This is a genomic window from Bdellovibrio sp. HCB-162, assembly GCF_047344985.1.
In the GTDB taxonomy this organism is placed as follows: Bacteria; Bdellovibrionota; Bdellovibrionia; order Bdellovibrionales; family Bdellovibrionaceae; genus Bdellovibrio.
Window position 1 is genome coordinate 1,697,228 of the sequence record NZ_CP178861.1, and the last position, 20,361, is coordinate 1,717,588.

Sequence of the window (20,361 nt, forward strand, 5' to 3'; positions counted from 1 at the left end):
CATGATCGATAACAAAATGAATCGTCGCGGTTTCTTTTCAACAATGGCAAAAATTGCAGGTGTGACTTTCGTAGCTCCTGCGGTTCTAACAAGTGTGTTTTCTTCTCAAGCGCAAGCTCAGAAAAAACGCGGTGGTGGTGCTCCGGCAGCCGGTGGCGCTATGCCAATGGTAGATCCAAATGACTCAGTTGCAAAAGCAGTAAAGTATATTGAAGATCACAAGAAATCACCGGAAGCAAAAGGCAATCATTGTGCGACTTGCGGTTTCTACGCTAAAAAAGAAACTCGTAACGGTCAGGAAGCAGGAACTTGCACTATCTTCGCTGGTAAACTTGTTTACGCGAATGCTTGGTGCGCTTCTTGGAATAAGAAAGCTTAAGCTTTCAAAAAGAAAAGGGGCTTTTAAAGCCCCTTTTTTTATTGCTCCAGCTTCGCGGTCCGGGGACCGCTTCGCTCTGCCGGCGGCCGCCGATCTATTTAGTCGTTTCTCTTAAAGCACGACGTAAGATTTTTCCGACATTTGTTTTCGGAAGCTCTGTTCTAAATTCTACCAAACGTGGCACTTTATAATTTGTTAAACTTTTGCGAGCGTGTGCAATCACATCTTCTGCCGTCAAGTTTGGATCTTTCTTTACGACAACCGCTTTCACGATTTCTCCAGAGTGTTCATCGGGAACACCGATCGCAGCTACTTCCAAGACTCCAGGGTGAGAAGCAATCGCTTCTTCCACTTCGTTTGGATAAACGTTAAAGCCTGAAACCAAGATCATATCTTTTTTGCGATCGACGATCTTAAAGAAACCGTCAGCATCGACAACAGCCACGTCACCTGTTTTCAGCCAGCCATCTTTAAGAACTTTCGCTGTCTCATCCGGACGATTCCAGTAACCTGCCATCACTTGAGGGCCTTTACAAACAAGTTCTCCAGGTTCTCCCATTGGAACTTCTTGGTCATCATCGTTAACAAGCTTTACATCCGTGCTAGGGAAAGGAAGACCGATAGATCCTACTTTGTCTGTACCATCAATGGGATTGCAAGACACAACAGGGGAGGCTTCCGTTAAGCCGTAGCCTTCGACGATCACGGATTTTGTAAGCTCCATCCATTTTTCAGCAACAGATTTTTGCAAAGTCATTGCACCAGCGACGCTCACTTTTACGCGGCTGAAATTCACCGTCATAAATTCGGGATTGTTCATCAAGGCGTTGAACAAAGTATTCACGCCGGCCATGACCGTGAATGGTGTCTTTTTGAGTTCTTTGATAAAGCCCGGAATATCACGAGGATTCGTGATCAAAATATTTTCTGCGCCATAACGAAGAAGTCCCAAGCAGTTCAAAGTCAAAGCGAAGATGTGATACAAAGGAAGAGCGGCAATCGCCACTTCTTCGCCTTCGCGAAGTTTCGGCTGCATCCAGTCGCGGATTTGCATGACGTTTGCAAGCACGTTGCGGTGAAGAAGCATCGCTCCTTTTGCAACTCCAGTCGTGCCGCCTGTGTATTGAAGGAACGCAATATCATCCAACGTCGTTGGCACTCTTTGCGAAGGTTTCATTGCGCCCAACTCCAGCGCCTGACGGAATGTATAAGCGTGTGGAAGATTGTAAGGCGGCACCATTTTTTTGATGTACTTCACAACAGAGTTTACAAGAATTCTTTTTGGAGTCGGGAAGAGGTCCGCGATCTCTGTAACCACAACACTTTCAATGTTTGTGTCCTTAAGAATTTGCTCAAGCAGATGGGCGTAGTTGGCAAGAATCACAACCGCCTTAGCGCCTGAGTCTTTAAATTGATGCTGCATCTCTTTTGCTGTGTAAAGTGGGTTCGTATTAACGATTGTCAGGCCTGAGCGAAGAGCTGCGAACGCAATCACAGGAAATTGCAAAACATTCGGCATTTGAATCGCGATACGATCGCCTTTTTTTAGTTTCAGTTCGTTTTGCAGGAAGGAAGCAAATTGATCCACCTTGCGATCTAAATCTGAGAAGGTGAGACTTACTCCCATGTTCGTGAAGGCTTTTTTGGAAGTGAACATGCGAACGGATTCTTCGTACATATCGACAAGGGAAGTGTATTTTGTGACATCCACTTCAGGGCTAACGCCTTTTGGATAGTTTTTTAGCCAAATCTTTTCCATTCTTCCCTCCTGATGCTCATAAAATCTGTTCTTAGAAAGGATAGAGTAAGTATTCAGGTTGGGTAAAGTAAATTCGCGAAACAAATCTTGTTTTCGCAAAAGGTATTTGCAAAAATTGAGGGGATGGCATTGCTGCGACAACTGGTCCTGGTCGGACTTTTTTTATCCTTGGCTTCTTGTTTTTCCCGTGAGGAAAAGAAGACTTCTCCTGTGGAAGAAGCACCCAAAGCGGTGCAAAAAGTTATTATCCCGCCTAAGGAAGATGCGTCGAGCAAAGACAAAAGTCTCGATGTGTTCGCGCGTTATTTCGAACAGGCAGACGCCATTCATCGTGAAGCCTGGTGGGTGCTGACCAATGAACGTCCTCCCGTCGGAAAATCTCCCTTTGGTAAAGTTCAAAGAGCTTTGTTGGCCTCACAAAATATCAAGCTCACGAATAAGTCTATGTTCAGTTGCGATCGCTATTTGGTAAAACGCGATGTGCTGGGGGCGAACAGATTCCCGCAAAAGGCCGAAATTTTTGAAAAGTGCAGTGAAAAAGTCGCTGCGAAAAAGATCGCTGAGTTTTCAGCTCCTAGTCTTAAAGAAATTCAAGCCACGTTCTTTCCCGAAAACTTAGAGGAAATCCTGGGGCTTGGTGCAACGGTTTTGAACAAACGTATCCAATGTACTTTTAATGGCGATGAACAGGGGCAATTGCAGAAGCTTAAATGTAAAGACTGGTCGCAAGATCGCACCAAAGAACAAATGATCCGTTTGGACGTTTACGATTATGAAAAAGCGGGAAAAAACTTGATCAAACTGCGTGGCAAGGTTTACGAAAATCTTTCTGACACTCGTAAGATTGAAGCGGATATTCCCATGGAAGGAAAAATCTATGTCACCGAAACAGAGCTTTATCCTCCAGAACCAACACCGACTCCAAAACCTTCGCCGACACCTAAAGCAACGGCAGCACCAAACACGGCACAACAGCCAGGCGGTGAACAAGAGCGAGCACCGGGGGCTCCGCCATTGACGTTGCCTCCGGAAGGGGGAGCTGTGCAGGTCATGCCTCCGGGAGCGATGGTTCCCGAAGAAGGCGAACCGCCAGCATTGACACCGCTTCATTTGCCGCCACCTCGTGATCAAGTGGTGGACCCCGATGTGATGATGCAGCGACAACAAAATCAACAAGGACCTGTTCCTGAAGATCATGAAATGATAGAAGAGGTTCCACAGCAAGACGGTGCACAACAGCCGCGAGACGTTGTGCCACCAACACAACCCGCAGCAGGAGGCGTTTATGGCCGCTAAAATCGCGTTAGGTAAAAAAGTTCCTAATTTTAAAATCGCTTCTTCCAGTGGTGAAGAGTTTTCTCTTTCTGATTATAAAGGTAAAAAAGTCATTTTGTATTTTTACCCGAAGGATAGCACTCCGGGGTGTACGACAGAAGGCATTGAATTTAATGACATGCTTTCCCAGTTTAAAAAACAAAATGCAGAAGTTGTGGGAATTTCTCGCGACAGTTTGAAATCCCACGATAAATTTATCTGCAAATACGATTTTAAATTTCAATTGCTTTCCGATGAAGACGAAGAAGTGTGCAAGCTTTTCGATGTGATCAAAGAAAAGAACATGTACGGCAAAAAAGTCATGGGCATTGAGCGCAGTACTTTCATTATTGATGAAGATCAAAAACTTGTCGGCGAATTTCGTAAGATCAAAGCCCAAGGTCATGCGGCGGAAATGCTGCAATTCCTTAAAGGCCTCAAGTAAACCAAAATTTTTCTTATAAGGACCCCAAAAATTATTTATTGGGGTCTTGTCATGGCTTATGTTATTTTCGGAGCATGAGTTTTTCTGTTTTCTTAAACCTCATTCTTAGTTTCTCTACGACCACCCCGTAAGGGGATCATTCTTATCTTGTCGCTTTCTTAGTAAAGCGCAAACCGTCTGCATTTTTTTTATTTATATATTTTAAATCTCTTATTTGGAGTTTTCTCATGTCTTTTGAAGAAAAAAACGTGAAGGCCGAGCTTTGCCTTCACGAGCACGATCATCGTGAATTAAATAAAAAGCATCACTATTATTATTCAGACGAAAACATCGGTGCAGGTCTGCCATTGTGGCTTCCTGCGGGGGTCGTTTTGCGGGATGAACTTGAAAAGTTCGCACGCGAGTTGGAATTCCTCGCCGGGTTTCAGCGCGTCGTGAGTCCGCATATCGCTAAAGAAGATCTTTATCATCAATCGGGACATTTGCCTTATTATGAGGAGTCGATGTTTCCGCCCATTGAGCTTGAAAATGTGCGCTATCGGTTAAGGCCTATGTGCTGTCCTCACCATCATAAGATCTATTCCTCACATCTACGGAGTTACAGAGATCTTCCGCTGCGATTGGCAGAGTATGGGCAAGTGTATCGCTATGAACGCTCGGGTGTGCTGTCAGGCCTTATGCGTGCGCGGGGGCTTTGTCAGAACGATGCGCATCTTTATTGCCGACCGGATCAAGTAAAAGATGAAATCAAAAAGGTTCTTCAGATGTATCAAGAAGCTTATCGTATCTTAGGAATTTCTGAGTACCGTGTGCGACTTTCAAAATGGGGAGGAAGTTCTGATGGGAAATATGTTCCTTTTCCTGAGAAGTGGGCGTGGGCTGAGGGCGTCTTAAGAGATGTTCTTATCGAGTTGCAGTGGCCGTTCAATGAAGAAGAGGGCGAAGCCGCATTTTATGGTCCTAAGATTGATATTCAGCTTAAAAATATTTACGGCAAAGAAGAATCCGTTTCCACTGTGCAGTTGGATTTCATCAGTGCCGAAAGATTCAATCTTTCTTATATCGATGAGAATGGCAAAGCTGTGCGACCTTTGATCTTGCATCGAGCCCCACTGGGGTCTCATGAAAGAATGGTGTCGTTCCTTATCGAAAAATACAAAGGAGCTTTTCCTTTATGGTTATCGCCTATGCAGGTCAAAATTCTTCCCATCGCGGAAAGACATTTTGAGTGGGGAAAAGAGGTGCAAAAAGCGTTACATAATGCTTTTGTCCGCGTGGAGCTTGACGAGCGCATTGAGAGTCTTTCAAAGAAAGTCGCCGAAGCCCAAGCGGAACAAGTTCCGTATGTGCTGGTGATTGGAGATCGTGAAGTCCAAGAGCGGTCGGTGAGCATACGCAAAAGAGGCGAAGAAAAAAGCATCGTAAGTTCTTTAAATAGACTGCTGGAGGATTTGAAAGAACAGATAAAAAAGAGAAGTGTTTAGAAATAAAAAAGCGCGTAATGACTTACGCGCTTTTTTGCTCTGCAATTCTCGGAGTACCTTTAGTAACTAAAGTTCATGCGCTTTGCAATGGACTCTGGAAGTGGTGGCACTTGCGAGCTTGGAATAAAGAATGTTGTGAGATTAAAGAAGTCTCCAAAGATCTTATGCTTTGTCGTCGCTTCAGATAAGTATTTGTGTCCACTGGATCCGCCAGTGCCGATTTTTTGTCCGAGCATGCGTAACGCCATCATCGCGTGACGGTAGCGCCATGTTGTCATCGTTTCATCAATGTCTAACAAGGCTCTGATGATACGGAAAGGCGTTTGAAGAATGGGTTGATGACGATAAAGAGGAATCAAGATCGCCGCGTGCAAAGCTTTATAGCTAAGACGGTATTGGCCTTCTTTGCGAAGCTGGTTGTAAACGTCTTCGCTGAAAAGAGCGTCGAAGCTTTTCAACGTCGCTTCCAGGCCTGCAATATCGCGAGCCTTTTCTTCTTCCGTAAGACGCGTATTTTTCTTCACGACATCAATATCTGCTTGGAACATTTTGTTCACAGCTTGTTTGTAAGAATCCCAGAAATTAAAGTTTTCGCCTTGCAGGAACGGCGTTCTTTCAAGCCACTTTTCAACAGAGTCAAATAGAGATTCAGAATTTAAAACATTCATCATCTCTTTTTGTTGTTCTTCCGTTAAAGACTTATAAAACGGTGCTTGATTGTAAGCCAAACGATCACCCATGCGAAGACCCAGCTTCGTTTCGATAAGACGCCATTGGAAACTTTGAAATCCTGATGCCGGGTAAAGCATGTCACGGAAATCCAAAAAGTCCATGGGAGTCATGGTCTCTAGGACGTCGATTTGGTTGATGATCATTTTTAAAATACTCGCGATGCGCTCAAGACGGGCACTCGTGACACCAAGTTCTCTTTCAGGAATGGAGTCCTTCTTAAATGTTGCAAGAACAGAATCCAATTCAAAAATAATTTGCTTAAACCACAACTCGTAAGTTTGATGAACAGTGATGAAAAGCATTTCATCATGAGCAGGCTTTCCGTATTCAGCACTTTTTGGATGTTGTGCGGATAAAAGTGCGTCAAGGCCAAGATAGTTATGGTAGTGAACTGCAGGGTATTTCATCGTGAAAGCTCCTTTAAAGCCGCGGCAAAGCCATCGATATCTTCTTTGCGAGTGTCCCAAGAGGTCATCCAACGACACTCGAATGTATTTTCATCCCACACGTAAAAGAAATATTTCTCACGCAAAGGTTTCACCCAAGAACTGGGGATTTTTGCAAAGACCGCATTGCTTTGCGGCACTTCGCGCACACTCACGCCAGGAATATCTTTGACGGCGTCGTAAAGAGACTGAGCCATGGCGCAAGAGTGGTTGGCAATATCTTGCCATAAATTATTCTGAAAATAAGCCAGAAACTGACAGGCGATAAAGCGAGTTTTAGAAGGAAGTTGCGCGCTCTGTTTGCGAATATATTTGAAATTCTGCGCAAGTTCCTTATTGAAGAATACGACCGCTTCACCCATCAAAAGTCCGTTTTTAGTGCCACCAAAAGAAACCGCATCGACACCTAAATCTGCTGTGATCTCTTTCAGAGTTTTCTTTAAATACGCAGCTGCATTTGAAAGACGGGAGCCATCAATATGCACGTGCATTTTCTTTTCTTTGGCCCAGCTAATTAAAGCCTTCAGCTCTTCGATAGAGTAAGTCGTTCCGAGTTCCGTAGGTTGAGTAATTGAAAGCACTTGCCCTTGGGAGTAGTGTTGATCTCCGCGACGGATGTAGGCCTTCTCTAAATCCGCGACAGAAATTTTTCCATTCACGGAAGGCAACGCAATAAGCTTTGCGCCAGTAAAGAATTCCGGTGCACCACACTCATCCACATTGATATGTGCGACATCAGAACAGAAGATCGCTTGGTAGGATTCCGTTAGAGCTTTCAATGCTGTTACGTTGGCAGCCGTGCCGTTAAATACGAAAAATACCTGAGCGTCAGGGCCGAATTGTTTTTTAAATTCTTGAAGAGCTTTTTCGGTCCACTCGTCAGTCCCGTAAGCAGGGGCATGATCGACGTTAGCTTCTGCCAAAGAGGCTAGAATCTGCGGGTGAACTCCGGCATGATTGTCGCTACCAAATCCTCGTTTCATAACTAGGCCTTGTTCAGATTTGCGAAAATAAAATTATGCGCGATAAGAGCCGCTAATTTGCTGGTGCGATTGTCCTGATCTAGTGGCGGAGATACTTCGTAAATGCCAATACCGCGAACATCGAATTCACGATTGAGCCACAAGAAACTTTCCAAAAATTCCTTTGTAAATAAACCCGTTGTCCAAGACTGACTGCATCCGGGAGCTTCATTGGAAGTGAAAGCATCAATATCAATGCTTAAGAAAACTTTTTTCTTTTCTTTGCCCTTCATGAAGTTTTCAAGAACAGGCAAAAGTCCTTCGGCATTCACTTGATCTAAAGTGAAAACAGAAGCTCCGTGGTTTTTCGCCCAAGTGATATGAGCTTGGCTGTTGCATTGGTTTTGAATTCCAACTTCAGCAAAGTCCACGTGACCTTTGAATTCTGAAAGAACACGGTGAAAAGGTGTGCCCGAATTAAAACCTTTATCAGTCGGACGCACATCCATATGAGCATCAAAGTTAATCAGGACGGCATTGTCTTTAAAGACATCTAAAAAACCCGCACCATCACAGTAGCCATAATCATGACCACCGCCGAGGGAAATCCAACGTTTCCCCGAAGCAGCCAAAGCACGTGCAGTTTCACGAGCTTTTTCATGTCGATCGCCCAAAGGTTTTTCTTTATCAGCCAGATCACCAAGATCTAAAATCTTTGGTAGGCGAGTAGAGGACAAGTGCGGTGTCATCTTATAAAGATAAAGACGAACTTCACGAGGAGCTGCTTGTGCTCCCGGGCGTCCGCCATTCAAAGCAATGCCTTCATCATCAGGAAGACCTAAGATGGCGTAGTCAAAATCATGTTCGAAAATTTTTTGCAGATCAGGCTTTGATAAAGGCTGGACGCATTCTCCAAGACGCGGATCTTCTTTGTCGTTTTTGGTGAAAAGAAGATGTTTGTCGATCGGATGAAACCAGCTCATTATCTCAGGTTGCCCCACTTAGACATACGGAGAATTTTTTTAATATCTCCAGTCTCAGAATCATAGATTTTCATGGTCGCATTGCTTTTGCCAAACTGAATCGTCGCAAAAGTAGTGCTTGTGGTGTCTGACAAGAAGACAACCCACTCTTTTCCTTCAGTCGGTGTGACGCTGTAGCGATAAGTGATTGGGTCGGCTGTTCTGTAGTCAGCGCCGTTTTGGAAATCTTTTAAATTGATTGGATAAAAACTCAAAGAGTTGAAATCGCGAACAGTGATAATGCCGTCTTGGCTGTACCAGTAGCCGAGCATTTTCTTAAGACCTACATACTCAACGCTTTCAATCACGGCTTTGCAAGTTTGTGCATCAAGAAGTCCCGTCGCTGTGATTGTATCACCCGTTGTAAGCTTACGGATGTTCGTAGAAGCATCTTCTGATTTTGAATCAATAACATAGCGAGGGCAGAGATCGCCTGAATGCAAATAAACGCCTGTGAAGTCTCTTTCTATAGTCCCAACAATCGGTTGAGAAGAAAAAGCCACAGATGAAACAGCAAGGCTGAGGACGAAAAGCAATAATCTCATGCCCCACCTTGTTCCATGGCTCTTATTCTCGGTCAATAGTATTCCTACTCCATTTTTTGACAAATCGAGTCAACTGCTAAATTAAATAGCACTTTTCCATGTTCAGCCGAGCAAAGGCTCGGGTTTGAACCCATTCGGCCATCGGGGAAAGTTTCACGGAACTCTTTCGGAGCCATTGGCCAATGAGGACGATCTTTCGTCGGCTTGAAATCCATCTTCGGAACATCTTTATAAGCTTCAGGATGTGTAAACATCGTGACGGAGATTTCTCCGCATGTCGCATGAAAACCATTTTCGTTCCCGAAGACTTTGTTTTCATACGCAGTCACTTCAGGCAGGTGCCACCAATTAAAAAGTTTAATGTCGAAAGTTTCTTGATCTTGTTTGGCTTGGCAGAACGCCGAAGTCAGGGGAGCGATATTGCCTCCATGACCGTTAATAAAAGTAAACTTGTTAAAGCCGTGTTTCCCCAGGCTTTGAATGATTTCAGTCACTACTTGAATGTAAGTGATTGGAGAAAAAGTAATCGTCCCAGGGAAAGCCATGTGGTGCACAGCCATTCCAAAACACAACGGCGGAGCCACCAGAGTTTTTGTTTTTTCTCCAACAGCTTTCGCGACTTCCCAAGCAGACAAATAATCAATGCCAATAAGACCCGTCGGACCGTGTTGCTCTGTGGAGCCCACCGGAACGATGATGTGTTTTTTGGTTTTTAGGTATTCTTCAACTTGTGGCCACGTTTTTTCTTGTAGATTCATCGACATTGCTTGCTCCAATGATCTAAGCACACATAATATAAATATAAATGTCTATAGATAACGGAACTAGTCAGCTTTCTTTTCCTTTACGCGGAGAAATTCCTTCGCCAGAAACTCTTATTGTGCGCGACATTGATGTTGTTGGTACGGGAGCTTTGCGCCGCCATCAGCTGGAAGAGTTGCAAAAAACAAAGAAATTTATTTTGCATACGCACGAAAGCATGATTCCTGAGTCCGTGCAGTCGATTTATCAGGCAGAGCTCATAAGAACCTTGCAGTGGCTTCGTCCGGTGAAAACAGTGAAAAAAGACATCTTTGATTTTCTTCTCGAAGAACAGGTTCTGTTTTCTAAGATATTTCCTGAAACAACCAAGGCCTTGGGGTTCGCCGTAAATAAAATCCGGGATCACTATCTTGATGAGATGGAGTGGAGCAGTTGGCTTCTTCAAGATCATTGGCGCTATTTTGTGGGTTTTCTTCGCCAGATGTTTCCGGATAAGCCAGAGCTTATGGAAACCGCCCATTGGGAATGGGTGCAAGCGTGGATTGAAATTCAGCCTTTTGATTTAGGCGAATTAGAGAAAAACGTCGTGATCGTAAATCCTAGTTTGCAGATTGTTTCGTTCTCTCAAAACAACGCTGTTTTAAAGCGAGACAAAGGTATGTACGCTTTTGTTTATAGTCGTGAGAAAGCGACTGTGGTGGAAAGAGCACTGGACGTGTATGAGGCGCAATTCATCGACTTATTACAAGAAGATAGGAAGTACACACCTCAGCAACTCACGCAGACGGCCTTGCTGAGTGACGAAATAACACCTCAACTATCATCCGAAGAGTGGCAAAAAAAGTTTTTCTCTCTGTGCCAGGACGCTATACTGATTTGCGAGACCTAACAAGGAGTGTGCGGATGAAAGCAAAAATCTTAGCTCTGGTGGCTGTGGTGGTTGCAAGTGTGGTGGCGGGAAATGCCGAGGCGCGCGGAAGTGCAAGCGGCGTGATGTTAACGGGCAATGCCTTTATCTATAATTCTACCGACGATAACAACGGGACAAAGATTGAATCCAAGAATAGCATTTACGATATCAAGCTAGGGTATTTAACCGGCAGCGGTTTGTATTTGGGTGGTATCTATACTCTGCGCAACTCGCAAACTGGCAGTACGACTACAGATGGAAAAGCTCTTGGCGGTTCTGTTGGTTATGTCGCGGCGAATGGCTTTTTTGTGATGGGTCACTATATTGCTTCTGCCGAATTGGGTGATCTTAAAGAGGGTAAAGGGATGCAAGGTGATCTCGGGTATCTTACCAATGTCACGGGAGCATTTGTTGTGGGTGTCGAACTGACTTACCGTTCAATTGAATACAAAACGACAAGCGATACAAAATATAAAAAAGATGAATTGCTTCCGCTTTTGACTTTAGGATTTGTGTTCTAGATTTAAAACTGAAAATGGAATTTCGGAAAAAAGGGCTTCATGATGAAGCCCTTTTTTATTTTAAAGACCTTTAAGTATATCGTTCAATAATTGAATATGTTGCAGTGGGTGCTTACCAACATGATCGATCATCATTTTTTTCGCGGCTTCCGCTTTAGGCACACCTTCAAACGTGATCAGGCGATCTATGGCGTTCGCAGAAGAAACGAGAACCGCCAGCGGATCTTGATCTTTTTCGCGCAACCCCTTGGGGCCGGCTCCATTGATCGTTTCTTCGTGCTGAGCGATGATATTGATCACAGTTTGATCAAAGTGTTTCTTATCCTGAACTTTCGTGGCGCCATCCGTAGGGTGTTTGTTCCAAACGGCGCGGTCCGCTTCACTCATAGCATCTAAAGGCTGATTGAGATTGAGCGAAGAGTTGTGGTGGCCGTAGTCGTGTAAGATAGCGCCCAAAGTAAGAAGCTGCGTTTTCTTTGGATCGCTAATTCCTAATTTTTGCGCCAGAGCGATTGATAGTGTTGCGACGGTCACACCATGATGGGCGATGTTCTTATCCGTATTTTCGATATTCATAATCGAAGACATGGCTTGGGCGTTGCTCATGATGAAGTTCACGTACTTGCCAGCGGCATCCTTAGCGTAATTGTAGGATTCGACGTTGTCGGGATTTTCAAAAACTTCTTCGGCGTTGTTTTGTTGGGAACCTTGAATGATTTCTGAACGAGTTTGAATGTCTTTGTTCGAAGAGTTGTCGTAAGCCGTCTCGATATTTTTTTGCAGATAACTGCGGTAGCTTGTTTCCTCGTCTGTAAGGATGTACATTTTGCGAAGTTTTTTGTCCTTAAGACGTTTGAGGCGTTCTCCCTCGAAACTGTCGCCGCGACGAAGGTAGAGAATCATCTTTTCGTTGATTTTAACGTAAGCGTTGAAGTCGATCTTTTGATCTCCGCGCAGGGTGCTTACGCGAATAGAAACATAATCCATTGCCTCTGTATCCTTCGATTGTTATCGTAAGTTATGTCGATTGATAAAGAAATTGTAGAAGATTTTGTAAATGAGTCAAAGTCCTTAATTGAAGAGTTGATAGACCTTCTCGAAAGTATTGAAGGTGACTTTTCTCAGGTTCAAAAGTTGGCTGATTACGGAAACAACGTCGATCGCATTATGGGTGGAGCAAAAAGTTTAGCGATGATGGCACCACCGGATCATGCTCTGCACATGATTTCAGACTACGCCGCTCTCTGTAAGGCGGTTGGATATAAGGCCTCTCAGATCACTGACAATGAACAATTTTACGATGTCTGCGTGGCTCTTCTTTTAGATGCCACAGAGACTTTAAGTGTCTTGCTTAACAACATCGAAAAGGAAGGAAAGGTTTTGAAAGAAACCATTCCTCAAGCCTTTATCGAACGCCTTCGTTGGGTGTCTAGTCAGTTTAGCGAAGCGTACAGTATGAGTGTTGGCACAGGAACAGCTCCTCAAAAACTCAGACAGTCAGAAATCGACGATCTTTTGAAAAAGCTGGGCCTCTAATCAAAGGGGTCGGGTGTTATTAAACACGTCTAGCTACTTCATCTCTCTTAAAAAAATTCACCTATAATGTAGGAAAAACGCCTACAAGAGAGGTGAAGTTATGAACACAAAAATAAAATGGATATCAGCCGTTTTAATAGCGACTTCTTTTAATGTTGGTTTGGCAAACGATAGAGAGCATACAGCGAATCAAACCAATCAAAAAACAATAAACACTACAAATCAAAAGACGGCTGAAGATCAAATGATGAATGCAAACGACACAGAATTAACTCGCCGTGTGCGTGAGCAAATTGTCGCGGATAACAGTCTTTCTGTGAATGCGAAAAACGTTAAAATCATTTCACAAAATGGTCGTGTGACATTGAAAGGTCCTGTGGATTCCACTCAGGAACGAAACAAGATAGAGACCATTGCAAAAAGCGTCTCGGGAGCAAAAATCATTGTGAACGAGACTGTCGTCAAATAGGGGGTAGTTATGGCTAAACAAGGTAGAAAAGTGGTGTTCGGAATATTTAAAAATCGCTCCGAACTTGAAAGCTGTGTAGACCAATTGCGTTTAGACGGTTTTAGAGCGGAAGACGTTTCTGTGTTGATGCCTGAAAAAGGAGACACGGCGACTTTTGCGCATGAAAAACAAACGAAAGCCCCAGAAGGTGCCGCCATCGGTACAGGTACTGGAGCTGTTCTTGGTGGAGCCTTCGGATGGCTTGTCGGAATCGGTGCGATTGCAACAATTCCAGCGTTAGGACCTTTGGTTGCGGCCGGTCCCATTATGAGTGCCTTAGCAGGACTTGGTGTGGGCGGAGCCGTTGGTGGAGTCACTGGTGCTTTAGTGGGTATCGGTATTCCCGAATACGAAGCCAAACGCTATGAAAAATATGTGAAAGACGGAGGTATGTTGATCTCTGTTCATGTCGACGACAACGAGTGGGAAGACAAGGCAGAGAAAATTCTTGAAGCTGCCGGAGCTCAGGATATTTCAAACTCTTCTGAAGTCGCCCAAAGAGAATTTAGAAAACCCACACCTTCAAGCGATAAATCGACACATATCTGATAAAGAAGATCGGATAATAAAAAGCCCCTTTTTGCGAGGGGCTTTTTATTCAATTTGTTTAAGGGTCCAACTTGCGAGTTCGCCCAATTTTTCATGTTGAAGAAGCGTTTTTACTTCTTCTGAAAGCGCTTTGATTCTTTTATTTGCCACAACAATCAAAGCATTTCTTTTTAATCCGAAAGATCCTGCGCGCGCCAGAGGGGTTCCCAAGAAGTCTCGACCGATTTTTTTTCCTGAGGCCGTAAGAATGTATCGAAGATCATTGATGAGGAGCTCTTCGTTCTCCTGTGTAAGAGTTAAATTTGTTTCAATCGAAAGCTGCCCTTTAAAAACTTTTTGATTCCAAGGGCAGACGGTTTGACATAAATCGCACCCAAAAAACCAATCGCCGATCTGAGAGCGCAATTCTTCAGAAGGCACTTGTCGTGACTCGATGGTGAGATAGGAAATGCATTTTCGCGCATCCATTTTGCGCGGCTCAAGAAGAGCGCCCGTGGGACAAATATCAATGCACCTTGTGCACGTCCCGCAAAAATCCGGTAACGGTTCTATCTCAGTTTCTAACTTCAAGGACGTGTAGATCTCGCCAATAAAAAACAAGCTGCCTTTTTTGGGATGGATGAGGCACGTGTTTTTTCCGACCCAACCAAGCCCCGCGCGTTTGGCTAAATCTCTTTCTAAAACCGGACTGCTATCTGTGAATGGAAGAAACTCTTCTTCAGGCATAAGTCCTTGCAACTTTTTGCAGAGTTCTGCCATGCGTTCTTTAAACCAAAAATGATAATCCATCCCCTGAGCGTAAAGACTTACCCGCGCTTGTTTTAAGGGGAAGTCCTGCTTTTTTTCGGGATGAGGAAAATAAGGAATGGCGAAAACCAAAGCGCTTTGCGCCCGAGGCCATTTGCTGCGTGGCTCTTCTTTGATAGGAGCGTGATCTTCCAAGTACTTCATGTCTCCATGCAATCCCTGGTTGAGCCATTCTTTATAGAACTCAAAACTTAAAGGTTTGCTTAAAGACGTGAAACCGAAGTGGGAAAATCCCAAATCTTCCAGGGTTTCATCAATGAGAGACTTCATCTCCTGTGGCGTCACGCAAAACTCTTTCTTTCGTTCCGGTCTTTTCCTACACTGAAGGAGATGTCACAAGTTCAAAAGTTACTTGAATCTCACCCTCATTGGTCGGCTGTGGAAACAATTTACCACAGACTGCAAGCTCATGGCTACAAAGCCTTTTTGGCTGGGGGCTGTGTGCGGGACGCTCTTTTGGGGATTACGGCGAACGATTTGGACGTGGCGACAGATGCCACTCCGGAACAAATTGAGGAACTTTTTGAAAAGACCGTCAATGTCGGTAAGGTCTTTGGCGTGATGAGAGTTCTGGTAGGGGGAGCCGACATTGAAGTGGCGACCTTCCGTACTGATGGGACCTACAAGGATGGCCGCCGTCCTGAGGGTGTTCATTTTTCTTCACCGGAAGAAGATGCCAAACGGCGTGACTTTACGGTGAATGCTCTTTTTTACGATTTAACTTCCAAAAAAGTTTTAGATTTTGTTCAAGGAGAGGCCGATCTTCGTAATGCGATCCTGCGCACCGTGGGTGAGCCGGAAAGACGTTTTCGCGAAGATCATTTGCGGTTATTACGGGCAGCTCGTTTTGTCGCGCAATTGGATTTCATTTTAGAGCAAACCACATTTGATGCTGTTAAACAAATGGCGGCGCTGGTGAAAACCGTGAGCGGCGAACGTCTTCGCGATGAAATGGGAAAGCTTTTGAAATCTAAAGCGGTTTCTAAAGGTTTGGAAGTGATGGTTGCTACGGACTTGATGCAGCTTCTTTTTCCATTTCGCTTGCGTGATAACGAGTGGTTCGGCAGTTATGGTGCCAAGGAAGTATGGCAAACGCTGGCGTTATTTTTTAGAAATGCCAAGTCGGAAGAATTGTCTTCGTCTATTCAGCTTTTAAAACTTTCCACGAAGGAGCAACGGAGCATTGAAAAGGCCTGGGCGCTTTGGCAAAAACCGGATGATTTTTTCGCTTTGAATTTGGGAAAACAGCTTCAAAAGCTGACTGAAGAGGGATCTTTTTGGGCTCTGCAGGTTTTAATGCTTGAGGGAAGTGTTTGGGCTTCTCAAGTGAAAGATCTTTTTAAGGAATGGCAGCTTTGGCAAAACCAGCTTCCTCGTCCTTTGTTAACGGGAGAAGACCTTAAGGGGAAACTTACTGGCAAAGCTATTGGCGTCTGTCTTGCTGAAGCTTTTGAGTTGCAATTAGAACGAAAGCTTCAAACGCGCGATGAGGCTATAGCGTGGTTGCAAAAGTATTTAGAAAGTGATTCACATGGATAATATTTATGTTCCGAGCACGTATAGACGTTTAGCCGCGCAAGCGGTGGACTCTTTAATCCGCGTAGCTTTTTATCTTCCTTTTGCGAAAGCATTGATTGCTTTGATTTTTACGGAAGAAGAAGTGCTGATCTCCTTAGGGCATTTGCTTTTGATGTTTTTGATTCCTGCGGTTTACGAATTTATTTTCTTGGTTCTCATGCAGGCAACGCCCGGTAAGTGGTTGATGGGCTTAAAGGTCGTTCCTTTTTCAAATCCCACGCAAAAGCTGCATTGGGGACAGTGTATTTTGCGCCCTCTCACAGAACGTCTGTCTTTGTTTTTCTCATGGGCCATTTATGCGGCGGCCTTCTTTCGTTATGATCGTACCCATGTAGCGGACTGGGTGGCTGAAACCCGCGTTGTTCAATTTGTGCCTCGTCGCAAACGAGCAGGACTTCGCTGGTTTCTAGGAAGCCTTTTGATTATTTTTTATATCTACGACGGTTTGCATTCCGCCAAGAACCTTATTCACGTGATTGATTGGCAAAATCGTCAGGTGGATCTTCGTGCGCTTGTGGACTCTGACTCCCTTTCCGGAGTTATGGAAGATTACGACGATCTTTAACGCCCTCAACTTTACTTGGCCGCCGAGGTTCGAGTGAGTCTGGCTTGATTCATTGTTTTGCAGAGCAGAGACAGTTGCACGTGCGTCCTCCATCCGTGAGAAGGCCTTCCTGACGGGCATCGTGCTCGTCAGGGGAGAGCAGCGGGGGAGAATTTAAAATTTTGGAAAAAGGGATCTTCCAAAAATAAAAGAGCAAAAAGCAAATAACAAAAAACAAAAAAGTCTTTCCCTTATACTTTCCTTTCCTGGTCACGACGGCCAGGAAACAGCCTTCTCAAGGACGGACAGCCCACAAAGACATCCGCACAGCTGAACAAGAAAAAATCCACTTCCATTTGGCAGTAAAAAATAATCCAATAATTCATTTGTTCATTTGTAAGGGACTGCATTGCTTTCTATTACAAAACCATCTTCTTAAATATTTTTATTGACGCAGTTTTCGACTCTGTAAAATCGGCTAGGTGATGCTTTCTTTAAAAAGACAGGAAAACGTCTCGGATCGAAATTATTTATTCAATATATTCAATTCATGAGCGAATAAATCAATGAATTGAGTAGTTTCCATAATCCCATTTCACTCGGGAAAATAGTCAAAAATTCAATTTTAAAATCCATGTTATACAAGTCCTGCGAAGAGGTGAGTTATGAATATTCGATACTTGTCTGATGAAAATCTTGAGCAGAATTTAAAATCTTTAGTTCAAAAAGAAAGAGAAATTCTATCTGATATTCTTTTGCATATTGCTGAAGTAGATCGTCGCAAATTGTATTTGTCGAAAGCTTATCCTAGCCTTTTTGATTATCTCACTAAGTACTTTGGATATTCCGCAGGAAGTGCTCAACGCAGAATTGATGCAGCTCGGTTATTTCGTGATATTCCGGAAGTTGCTGAAAGTCTTGAATCTGGCGGTTTGAATCTTTCTCAGGTAAGTCTTTTGCAGAAAGCCCTCCGTCAAACTCAAAAAGAAGCACACATGGTAGTTCCCGTTGAGACTAAGAAAGAAATCTTAAATGAACTTATCGGAAAGTCTTATCAGGACTCCGAAGTCCTTGTTGCTAAAGCGCTGAATATCGAGATCAAGCAGGCTCCTAAAATTCAACACCAAGCTGATGAATCCGTTCGGTTTGAAGTGAGCCTCAGTAAAGATCAATGGCAGAAGATGGAAGAAATGCGTTCATTGTTGTCACATTCACTGCCAAATGGAAGTTGGGATGAAATCTTGGAGTTTGTCGCAGATAAAGTCATTCAGCAAAAAACTCGACGAGCTTCGAAAGCTCCGGAAGAACTGAAGACTTCAAATTTAAATAAGAAAATTAAAGCAAACACCAGCGAAAGAAAAAATATTTCTGAAATGAATAGTCTGAAATTAGATTCTAAGAAACAATCAGAAGTTTTTTCTCAAAGAGAATATATTCCCGCACCGTTACGAAGAATGATTTTTCAACGTGATCAATGCTGTCAGCATGTTGATAAAACCACAGGCAAGAAGTGCACTTCCAAATGGCAGTTGCAGGTTGATCATATTCAGCCAGTTTGGGCTGAAGGAACGAATGAGAAAGAGAATCTACAGCTGCTGTGTGCTGCTCACAATAGAATGAAATATAAGAGGGAGTCTGGCGTTCACACTCTGTGAACGATTGTTGATCTTCTATAGCATCTTTTCAAGAATACACTCACTCGTTCCTGCTCTTGTGGAAATCAAGAGTCATTTGGTAAATTGCGTTTCGAAGTTGATTGAAGATTTTAAAACGTAAAAACAAACATAAGAACGAGGTAACGATTTATGAAAAAAATGATTCTAGCTACAATGATCGCGGTAATGGGTTTTTCTTCTTTTGGTCACGCCGCTTCGGATTTATTCGAGTTTAAAATGGTGTATCGTGAAACTGCGGAGGAGTATGGAATTAAGGCGGACTCCAGTGACAGCGCTGTTGCTCGTCTCAACGTGATCATCCAATACAACCAAGTGATTCCTAGCTACGCCAAAAAACAACTCGCAGAAATTATGAAAGGTCTTCAGGAGATCGATCAGTCCACTGAAGGTCGTATGTGCATCACATTGGGTATGGAGTTGGGAGCAGGCAAATGCCGCGTTGTAAGAACGACGTACAAGAACTACATTCGTCAAATGGATAGAGTGGTTTTAGAAACGCTTTAAGCTTTCCATTTTTTAAAGACTTGAGTTGTTAAAACCAGGTCTAGCTCGCCATTTCCATTTAAGGCAGCTTCACGGAGCGTACTAATAGCCTGTGTTGCTGTCATGGCTTGTTGGCTGTCTTGAAGGGCCGTCATTTCATGAAAGCGGTAAGCAAGACCCATCAGTTTTCCCATATCAGAAATGTCTTCAGCCGTGAGTTTTTTGGGAAAGCCAGATCCGTTGCCATTTTCCCGGTGTTGACCAATGGCATCTGAAATCTCTGGTGTTAAAGGTACTTTTTTTCCCTTCACCATAATCACGGAGCGGTCAGGGTAAAGAATGTATTCTGAAAGTTCTTCGTCGGTATAGTTTTTAGGATTTTTATCGCCCACAGAGGCAGGGAGTTGCGCAAGGCCGATATTATGTAAAAGCCCTGCCATCGCCGCACTTTCCCTTTTTTCGTGATTCCAACCCAAAAGTTGCGCAAAATAAGCACCGTAAGCCGAAAGACAAATGCAATCGTGGTAAAGAGAACGGGTATTTCCGGTAAACCGGAAAATTTCGTCAAAAATTTCTTGGGGAGAAAGATCTTTCGTTAATTCAAAATCAGCGACAATGTTTTTGCATTTATCAAAGATCAGTTTTCCTTCTTGATAGTCCGTACCCGCACCGTTCAGAAATTGCGCCATGATTTCGTAGATCGCTCTTTTAGAGCGATGAAACTTTTCGGTCATTGATACGGGTAAAGGAATATTTCGCAAACTCATCACAGTTCTCGCGTATTCAAAAAAAGCATTCATCTGCGTTTTCTTGATATACATTTGCTGCTTCAAAGTTTTGAACTTTTCCAAATGGCGTTCGTCAACGCAATCGCCGGTCTTTCGCAATAAAACGGAGCGATGATTGACGGGAAGGTGAACATACACATCAAAGTTGATGTTCATCTCAGCTTCCATATCCCGCAGATCCACAGGCATTAATGCTGTGATAGGGATATTGTCTCCCTCCATCTCAATGGGCGCTAGCTGCAAAACCATGTCGGAAATGAACTCCCGATCGAAGTTGATATGCATCACTTCGTCGGCGCCATTTTTTTTAACCACATCGAAATTAAGCGATCCCGCAGCGGCGTGCAGAACAATGATGTGACAGTCAGGATAATTCATTTTGGTTGATTGAACCCACTCGTTGGTTTGAGCAGTTCCGTCTTGGCCATCAATCAGTGCAAGAATAGGAGAGAAGTTTGGTTCAGAGCTTTCAAGAATTTCGTCGATCGTGTGGAAGTGTTTGAGCTGGTACGGATAATACCCCTTCAGGATGACTTTGACGGCTTCCCAAAAGCCATTTCGAGGGCTTCCAATCAGAACGTCAACAGTCGAGCCTGAAGTGGTTTTCATCG

At 43.8% G+C, this 20,361-nt stretch carries 22 protein-coding genes; 13 read left to right on the top strand and 9 right to left on the bottom strand.

Annotated features, from left to right (window positions below; all coding sequences use genetic code 11):
* Position 1 precedes the first annotated feature (1 nt).
* A complete protein-coding gene (locus ACLSSO_RS08365) occupies positions 2 to 379 on the top strand; it encodes a high-potential iron-sulfur protein (RefSeq protein ID WP_295906043.1) in 378 nt (125 codons plus the stop codon).
* Between the two features lie 94 nt (positions 380 to 473).
* Here the strand turns inward: ACLSSO_RS08365 and ACLSSO_RS08370 are convergent, their stop codons facing one another.
* Complete coding sequence (locus ACLSSO_RS08370; protein ID WP_295906046.1) at positions 474 to 2,138, bottom strand: AMP-binding protein; 1,665 nt, start codon at positions 2,136 to 2,138, stop codon at positions 474 to 476.
* 210 nt (positions 2,139 to 2,348) lie between these two features.
* On the opposite strand from ACLSSO_RS08370, the gene ACLSSO_RS08375 reads away from it, so the two are divergent.
* The 3 genes from ACLSSO_RS08375 (at position 2,349) to thrS (ending at position 5,381) form a co-directional block, all read left to right on the top strand.
* On the top strand, positions 2,349 to 3,434 hold the full coding sequence (locus ACLSSO_RS08375; protein WP_413944671.1) for a hypothetical protein: 1,086 nt from the start codon (positions 2,349 to 2,351) through the stop codon (positions 3,432 to 3,434).
* Positions 3,424 to 3,897: a peroxiredoxin gene (locus tag ACLSSO_RS08380; protein ID WP_295906253.1), complete on the top strand. Its 474-nt coding sequence runs from the start codon at positions 3,424 to 3,426 to the stop codon at positions 3,895 to 3,897. The genes ACLSSO_RS08375 and ACLSSO_RS08380 overlap by 11 nt, the downstream gene beginning before the upstream one ends.
* Before the next feature lie 227 nt (positions 3,898 to 4,124).
* Positions 4,125 to 5,381: a threonine--tRNA ligase gene (gene thrS, locus ACLSSO_RS08385; protein WP_413944672.1), complete on the top strand. Its 1,257-nt coding sequence runs from the start codon at positions 4,125 to 4,127 to the stop codon at positions 5,379 to 5,381.
* A 59-nt stretch (positions 5,382 to 5,440) separates the two neighbouring features.
* Here thrS and ACLSSO_RS08390 read toward each other — a convergent pair whose 3' ends face one another.
* The 5 genes from ACLSSO_RS08390 to ACLSSO_RS08410 are packed head-to-tail and all read right to left on the bottom strand — an operon-like array spanning position 5,441 to position 9,852.
* On the bottom strand, positions 5,441 to 6,520 hold the full coding sequence (locus tag ACLSSO_RS08390; RefSeq protein ID WP_295905922.1) for a tryptophan 2,3-dioxygenase family protein: 1,080 nt from the start codon (positions 6,518 to 6,520) through the stop codon (positions 5,441 to 5,443).
* The gene (locus ACLSSO_RS08395; RefSeq protein WP_295905923.1) at positions 6,517 to 7,542 is read right to left on the bottom strand and encodes a threonine aldolase family protein; all 1,026 of its coding nucleotides are present in this window, start codon (positions 7,540 to 7,542) and stop codon (positions 6,517 to 6,519) included. Before ACLSSO_RS08395 ends, ACLSSO_RS08390 begins: the two co-directional genes overlap by 4 nt.
* Positions 7,543 to 7,544: 2 nt before the next feature.
* Positions 7,545 to 8,504 carry a formimidoylglutamase gene (locus tag ACLSSO_RS08400; RefSeq protein WP_295905924.1) on the bottom strand — a complete coding sequence of 320 codons (960 nt, stop codon included), beginning with the start codon at positions 8,502 to 8,504 and terminating at the stop codon, positions 7,545 to 7,547.
* Positions 8,504 to 9,088 carry a hypothetical protein gene (locus ACLSSO_RS08405; RefSeq protein ID WP_295905925.1) on the bottom strand — a complete coding sequence of 195 codons (585 nt, stop codon included), beginning with the start codon at positions 9,086 to 9,088 and terminating at the stop codon, positions 8,504 to 8,506. Before ACLSSO_RS08405 ends, ACLSSO_RS08400 begins: the two co-directional genes overlap by 1 nt.
* 44 nt (positions 9,089 to 9,132) lie before the next feature.
* Positions 9,133 to 9,852: a creatininase family protein gene (locus ACLSSO_RS08410; protein WP_295905926.1), complete on the bottom strand. Its 720-nt coding sequence runs from the start codon at positions 9,850 to 9,852 to the stop codon at positions 9,133 to 9,135.
* Between the two features lie 41 nt (positions 9,853 to 9,893).
* Between ACLSSO_RS08410 and ACLSSO_RS08415 the strand changes: the two genes are divergently transcribed.
* Together ACLSSO_RS08415 and ACLSSO_RS08420 are read left to right on the top strand one after the other, a co-directional pair.
* Positions 9,894 to 10,739 carry a hypothetical protein gene (locus ACLSSO_RS08415; protein ID WP_295905927.1) on the top strand — a complete coding sequence of 282 codons (846 nt, stop codon included), beginning with the start codon at positions 9,894 to 9,896 and terminating at the stop codon, positions 10,737 to 10,739.
* Between the two features lie 14 nt (positions 10,740 to 10,753).
* Entirely contained in the window at positions 10,754 to 11,281 is a 528-nt protein-coding gene (locus ACLSSO_RS08420) for a hypothetical protein (RefSeq protein ID WP_295905928.1), read from the top strand.
* A gap of 60 nt (positions 11,282 to 11,341) precedes the next feature.
* Here ACLSSO_RS08420 and ACLSSO_RS08425 read toward each other — a convergent pair whose 3' ends face one another.
* Positions 11,342 to 12,268 (bottom strand): HD-GYP domain-containing protein, encoded by a 927-nt coding sequence (locus tag ACLSSO_RS08425; RefSeq protein ID WP_295905809.1) that lies wholly within the window; start codon positions 12,266 to 12,268, stop codon positions 11,342 to 11,344.
* Between the two features lie 33 nt (positions 12,269 to 12,301).
* Between ACLSSO_RS08425 and ACLSSO_RS08430 the strand changes: the two genes are divergently transcribed.
* The 3 genes from ACLSSO_RS08430 to ACLSSO_RS08440 all read left to right on the top strand — a co-directional run bounded on the left by ACLSSO_RS08430 (position 12,302) and on the right by ACLSSO_RS08440 (position 13,874).
* On the top strand, positions 12,302 to 12,817 hold the full coding sequence (locus ACLSSO_RS08430; RefSeq protein WP_295905810.1) for a hypothetical protein: 516 nt from the start codon (positions 12,302 to 12,304) through the stop codon (positions 12,815 to 12,817).
* Positions 12,818 to 12,917: 100 nt separating this feature from the next.
* On the top strand, positions 12,918 to 13,286 hold the full coding sequence (locus tag ACLSSO_RS08435; RefSeq protein ID WP_413944673.1) for a BON domain-containing protein: 369 nt from the start codon (positions 12,918 to 12,920) through the stop codon (positions 13,284 to 13,286).
* 9 nt (positions 13,287 to 13,295) lie between these two features.
* Positions 13,296 to 13,874, top strand: coding sequence for a quinol:electron acceptor oxidoreductase subunit ActD (locus ACLSSO_RS08440; protein WP_413944674.1), 579 nt, complete (start codon positions 13,296 to 13,298; stop codon positions 13,872 to 13,874).
* Positions 13,875 to 13,919: 45 nt separating this feature from the next.
* Here the strand turns inward: ACLSSO_RS08440 and queG are convergent, their stop codons facing one another.
* Positions 13,920 to 14,951, bottom strand: coding sequence for a tRNA epoxyqueuosine(34) reductase QueG (queG, locus tag ACLSSO_RS08445; RefSeq protein WP_413944675.1), 1,032 nt, complete (start codon positions 14,949 to 14,951; stop codon positions 13,920 to 13,922).
* Between the two features lie 60 nt (positions 14,952 to 15,011).
* Between queG and ACLSSO_RS08450 the strand changes: the two genes are divergently transcribed.
* From ACLSSO_RS08450 to ACLSSO_RS08465, 4 genes are all read left to right on the top strand, one after another.
* The gene (locus tag ACLSSO_RS08450) at positions 15,012 to 16,220 is read left to right on the top strand and encodes a CCA tRNA nucleotidyltransferase (protein ID WP_413944676.1); all 1,209 of its coding nucleotides are present in this window, start codon (positions 15,012 to 15,014) and stop codon (positions 16,218 to 16,220) included.
* Entirely contained in the window at positions 16,213 to 16,824 is a 612-nt protein-coding gene (locus ACLSSO_RS08455) for an RDD family protein (RefSeq protein WP_295905815.1), read from the top strand. The genes ACLSSO_RS08450 and ACLSSO_RS08455 overlap by 8 nt, the downstream gene beginning before the upstream one ends.
* A 644-nt stretch (positions 16,825 to 17,468) precedes the next feature.
* Positions 17,469 to 18,458, top strand: coding sequence for an HNH endonuclease (locus ACLSSO_RS08460; protein WP_413944677.1), 990 nt, complete (start codon positions 17,469 to 17,471; stop codon positions 18,456 to 18,458).
* Positions 18,459 to 18,608: 150 nt separating this feature from the next.
* On the top strand, positions 18,609 to 18,983 hold the full coding sequence (locus tag ACLSSO_RS08465; RefSeq protein WP_413944678.1) for a hypothetical protein: 375 nt from the start codon (positions 18,609 to 18,611) through the stop codon (positions 18,981 to 18,983).
* Here the strand turns inward: ACLSSO_RS08465 and ACLSSO_RS08470 are convergent.
* Positions 18,980 to 20,359, bottom strand: coding sequence for an HD-GYP domain-containing protein (locus ACLSSO_RS08470; protein WP_295902621.1), 1,380 nt, complete (start codon positions 20,357 to 20,359; stop codon positions 18,980 to 18,982). The two genes, ACLSSO_RS08465 and ACLSSO_RS08470, sit on opposite strands and share 4 nt — an antisense overlap.
* Positions 20,360 to 20,361: the final 2 nt, after the last annotated feature.

Bases quoted from the DNA above. Each gene is read 5' to 3' on its own strand.
- ACLSSO_RS08410 (WP_295905926.1), bottom strand. From the start codon at position 9,852: ATGTCGATGAATCTACAAGAAAAAACGTGGCCACAAGTTGAAGAATAC.
- ACLSSO_RS08390 (WP_295905922.1), bottom strand. From the start codon at position 6,520: ATGAAATACCCTGCAGTTCACTACCATAACTATCTTGGCCTTGACGCA.
- ACLSSO_RS08405 (WP_295905925.1), bottom strand. From the start codon at position 9,088: ATGAGATTATTGCTTTTCGTCCTCAGCCTTGCTGTTTCATCTGTGGCT.
- ACLSSO_RS08460 (WP_413944677.1), top strand. From the start codon at position 17,469: ATGAATATTCGATACTTGTCTGATGAAAATCTTGAGCAGAATTTAAAA.
- ACLSSO_RS08365 (WP_295906043.1), top strand. From the start codon at position 2: ATGATCGATAACAAAATGAATCGTCGCGGTTTCTTTTCAACAATGGCA.
- ACLSSO_RS08400 (WP_295905924.1), bottom strand. From the start codon at position 8,504: ATGAGCTGGTTTCATCCGATCGACAAACATCTTCTTTTCACCAAAAAC.
- ACLSSO_RS08470 (WP_295902621.1), bottom strand. From the start codon at position 20,359: ATGAAAACCACTTCAGGCTCGACTGTTGACGTTCTGATTGGAAGCCCT.
- ACLSSO_RS08420 (WP_295905928.1), top strand. From the start codon at position 10,754: ATGAAAGCAAAAATCTTAGCTCTGGTGGCTGTGGTGGTTGCAAGTGTG.
- ACLSSO_RS08370 (WP_295906046.1), bottom strand. From the start codon at position 2,138: ATGGAAAAGATTTGGCTAAAAAACTATCCAAAAGGCGTTAGCCCTGAA.
- ACLSSO_RS08440 (WP_413944674.1), top strand. From the start codon at position 13,296: ATGGCTAAACAAGGTAGAAAAGTGGTGTTCGGAATATTTAAAAATCGC.
- ACLSSO_RS08380 (WP_295906253.1), top strand. From the start codon at position 3,424: ATGGCCGCTAAAATCGCGTTAGGTAAAAAAGTTCCTAATTTTAAAATC.
- ACLSSO_RS08425 (WP_295905809.1), bottom strand. From the start codon at position 12,268: ATGGATTATGTTTCTATTCGCGTAAGCACCCTGCGCGGAGATCAAAAG.
- ACLSSO_RS08435 (WP_413944673.1), top strand. From the start codon at position 12,918: ATGAACACAAAAATAAAATGGATATCAGCCGTTTTAATAGCGACTTCT.
- ACLSSO_RS08415 (WP_295905927.1), top strand. From the start codon at position 9,894: ATGTCTATAGATAACGGAACTAGTCAGCTTTCTTTTCCTTTACGCGGA.
- thrS (WP_413944672.1), top strand. From the start codon at position 4,125: ATGTCTTTTGAAGAAAAAAACGTGAAGGCCGAGCTTTGCCTTCACGAG.
- queG (WP_413944675.1), bottom strand. From the start codon at position 14,951: ATGAAGTCTCTCATTGATGAAACCCTGGAAGATTTGGGATTTTCCCAC.
- ACLSSO_RS08455 (WP_295905815.1), top strand. From the start codon at position 16,213: ATGGATAATATTTATGTTCCGAGCACGTATAGACGTTTAGCCGCGCAA.
- ACLSSO_RS08450 (WP_413944676.1), top strand. From the start codon at position 15,012: ATGTCACAAGTTCAAAAGTTACTTGAATCTCACCCTCATTGGTCGGCT.
- ACLSSO_RS08465 (WP_413944678.1), top strand. From the start codon at position 18,609: ATGAAAAAAATGATTCTAGCTACAATGATCGCGGTAATGGGTTTTTCT.
- ACLSSO_RS08395 (WP_295905923.1), bottom strand. From the start codon at position 7,542: ATGAAACGAGGATTTGGTAGCGACAATCATGCCGGAGTTCACCCGCAG.
- ACLSSO_RS08430 (WP_295905810.1), top strand. From the start codon at position 12,302: ATGTCGATTGATAAAGAAATTGTAGAAGATTTTGTAAATGAGTCAAAG.